Annotated in this window: 4 protein-coding genes; 3 read left to right on the forward strand and 1 reads right to left on the reverse strand. The window is 64.3% G+C overall.

Features of this window, described 5'->3' with window-relative positions; all coding sequences use genetic code 11:
- The 3 genes from EN994_RS23360 to choV all read left to right on the forward strand — a co-directional run.
- Positions 1 to 475 (forward strand): glycine betaine ABC transporter substrate-binding protein (locus EN994_RS23360; protein WP_281060197.1); only part of this gene is annotated, 475 nt, incomplete at its 5' end.
- Positions 476 to 609: 134 nt separating this feature from the next.
- Positions 610 to 1,464: a choline ABC transporter permease subunit gene (choW, locus tag EN994_RS23365; protein WP_024504538.1), complete on the forward strand. Its 855-nt coding sequence runs from the start codon at positions 610 to 612 to the stop codon at positions 1,462 to 1,464.
- A complete protein-coding gene (gene choV, locus EN994_RS23370; protein ID WP_024504539.1) occupies positions 1,461 to 2,642 on the forward strand; it encodes a choline ABC transporter ATP-binding protein in 1,182 nt (393 codons plus the stop codon). The genes choW and choV overlap by 4 nt, the downstream gene beginning before the upstream one ends.
- Positions 2,643 to 2,694: 52 nt before the next feature.
- Here choV and EN994_RS23375 read toward each other — a convergent pair.
- The coding region (locus tag EN994_RS23375) for an ATP-binding protein (protein WP_245466066.1) at positions 2,695 to 3,415 on the reverse strand (721 nt) is incomplete at its 5' end.

The following is a 3,415-nucleotide window of genomic DNA, read 5'->3' on the forward strand; positions in this document are numbered from 1 at the left end:
CGGCAACCGCATCATCCTCGACATGATCAAGAACCCGAAGGACAATCTCGAAGGCTTCGAGCTGGTCGAATCCTCGGAAGCCGGCATGCTGACGCAGGCCGAGCAGTCGATGAAGAACAATGAATGGATCGCCTTCCTCGGCTGGACGCCGCATCCGGTGATGGGCGCCATGAAGATCACCTATCTCGACGGCATGGGCGACAGCGGCTTCGGCGCCGCCACCGTCTACACCAATGTGCGCAAGGGCTACACCACCGAATGCCCGAACGCCGGCAAGTTCATCGCCAACCTGAAGTTCAACCTGGACATGGAAGGCGAGATGATGGACGCGATCCTCAAGGGCGGCGACGCCAATACGGTTGCAACCGACTGGCTGAAGAAGCACCCGGATGCCGTTGCCCCGTGGATAGCCGGCGTGACCACCTTCGACGGCGGTGACGCTGCCGCCGCCATCAAGACCGCGCTCGGAAGCTGAGCCGACTGAATTCGGCAAAGCCGAACCAGGAAGGGCAGCCATCTTAGAAAAGGCTGCCCTTTTTCATATCCTGTGACAAGATGACGACGGCCGAGGCCGAGGGGCAGGGCGGTCTCCTGCACGAGAGGGGCGATATGGATCCGATTTCGAAATTCATGGTCGATCACAAGATTCCGATCGGCGCCTGGGGAAAGGCCTTCTTCGGTTTCCTCACCGACAATTTCGACACTGTGTTCAGGGCCTTTTCGAATGGCCTCAATTTCCTGCTCGACGGGCTGGTCGGCATCCTCTTGATGGTGCCGCCGGTGCTGCTGGCGCTGGTCATCGCCGTTGTCGCCTGGCTGCTGCAACGCTCGCGACCGCTTGCCATCGGCGTCTTTCTCGGCCTGATCTTCATCATCAACCAGAACCTTTGGAAGCAGACGGTGCAGACGCTGGTGCTGGTCGTCGCGGCCGCTGCCATGGCCATGGCCATCGGCGTGCCGCTCGGCATCTGGGCAGCGCACAAGCCGAAGGTCTACCGCGTCATGCTGCCGGTGCTCGACCTGATGCAGACGCTGCCGACCTTCGTCTACCTGATCCCGGTGCTGACGCTGTTCGGCCTCGGCAACGCGCCCGGCCTCATCGTCACCATCATCTTCGTCATCCCGACCGCGGTCCGGCTCACGCATCTGGGCGTCGTCTCGGTGCCGAAGTCGATCGTCGAGGCCGGCGAGGCTTTCGGCGCCACCAAGAGCCAGCTGCTGTGGAAGGTGGAACTGCCGTCGGCGCTGCCCACCATCATGGCCGGCCTGACGCAATCGATCATGCTGTCGCTGTCGATGGTGGTGTTTGCCGCACTGATCGGCGCCGGCGGGCTCGGCACCGAGATCAACCGGGCGCTCGGCTCGCGCCGCATCGACCTCGGGCTTGAGGCGGGGCTTGCCATCGTCGTTTTGGCCATCGTGCTCGACCGGATGACCCGCATCGCCGTTGGAGGCAAGAAATGACCGTCGCCGTCGATTTCAGGAACGTCGATATCGTTTTCGGCGCCGACCAGGCCGGATCGCTGAAGATGATCGACGCCGGCGCCAGCCGCGCCGAGATCCTCGAAAAGACCGGCAATGTACTGGGCTGCGCCGGCGCCAGCCTGACCGTGAACGAGGGCGAGATCTCCGTTCTGATGGGCCTCTCCGGTTCGGGCAAGTCGACATTGCTGCGGGCGGTCAACCGGCTCAACGTGGTGTCGCGCGGCCAGGTGCTGGTCAAGGATGGCGACAAGACCGTCGATGTCGTCACCTGCGACGAGGCGACCTTGCGGCGCCTGCGCCAGAAACAGGTGGCGATGGTGTTCCAGCAGTTCGGCCTTTTGCCCTGGCGCACGGTGGAGGAGAATGTCGGTCTCGGCCTCGAACTGGCCGGCGTCCCAGAAGCCGAGCGCAAGGAGCGCGTCCAACGCCAGCTCAAGCTGGTCAATCTCGACCAGTGGTCGAAGAAATATGCGCATGAGCTTTCGGGCGGCATGCAGCAGCGCGTCGGCCTGGCGCGGGCCTTCGCCACCGAGGCGCCGATCCTGTTGATGGATGAGCCGTTCTCGGCGCTCGACCCGCTCATCCGCACCAAGCTGCAGGACGAATTGCTGCAGCTGCAGGCTGAATTGAAGAAGACCATCATCTTCGTCAGCCACGACCTCGAGGAGGCGCTGAAGATCGGCTCCCACATCACCATCATGGAGGGTGGGCGCATCGTGCAAACCGGCGCGCCCGAAGACATCGTGCTGCGGCCCGCCAACGACTATGTCCGAGACTTCATCGCCAATGTGAACCCGCTGTCGGTGCTGACCGCCTGGAACGTGATGCGCGACCGTCGTGATCTGGAGCACGGCAAGGACGGCTGGGTCTGGCTCGACCGCCGCAAGACGACGCGCTTCAAGATCGACGATCACGGGCTGGTGGCGGCGGCCGAACGCGACGGCAAGCCGGCGGTCTGGGTGTCGTGCGCCGACGTCGAAGGCCAATCCGAGGAAGCCGCGCAAGTGTTCTGGGCCAATCCCGGCACCTCGCTGAAAACCGTCATGCTGGCCATGCACCGTTCGCAGACCGCTCCGGTAGCGCTGTTTGACGACCAGTCGCGCTTCGTCGGCGCCATCGGCATTCGCGACGTGCTGAGCGCGGTGTTGCGGCGGTAGTTTCTCCGGAATCCAACGGCGGCGAGGCGCGGCGACCGGGCGCGCCTTGTTTTTATGCCGCCAGCGGCAGGCGCAGTTGCGTCAGCAGGCCGCCGCCGGGATTGTTGGACAGGCGGATCTCGCCACCTGCGGCGCGCGCGATGTTGCGGGCAATGGTCAGGCCGAGACCAAGACCGCCGGTCTGGCGGTTGCGCGATTGTTCGAGGCGCACGAACGAGCCGAACACGGCGTCGATCTGCGCCTGCGGTATGCCAGGCCCTTCGTCGCGGATGGTGAGCAGGATCATGTCCTCCGACCGGCGCAGCGAAAGATGCGCCTTCTTGCCGTAGGTGACCGCGTTCTGCACCAGATTGGTGACGCAGCGCTTGAGCGCGACCGGCCGCGCCATGCAGATCAGCCCGCGCGAACGGGTCTCGTCGTCGAACGAGACGTCGTCATAGCCGTCGGCGATCGATTCCACGAGCGACCAGAAGTCGATGCGTTCGTTCTTTTCCTCGGTCACTTCGAAGGTGGCGAAGTCGATCACCGAGCTGGCGATGCTCTCGACATCGGCGAGGTCGTGCGCCAGCGCCTCGCGGACCGCCGATTTGCGCAACAGCTCCAGGCGCAGGCGCATTCTGGTCATCGGCGTGCGCAGATCATGCGCCAGTGCCGCCGCCAGATGTTCGCGGTCCTCGACATATTCGCGCAACCTCGCCTGCATGGCGTTGATCGCCTTGGCGGCGGCACGCACCTCGCGGCTGCCGCCCTCGGCGATCGGCGGGCTCTTCAGA

This window comes from Mesorhizobium sp. M7A.F.Ca.CA.002.09.1.1 (genome assembly GCF_003998555.1).
GTDB classification, from domain to species: domain Bacteria; phylum Pseudomonadota; class Alphaproteobacteria; order Rhizobiales; family Rhizobiaceae; genus Mesorhizobium; species Mesorhizobium ciceri.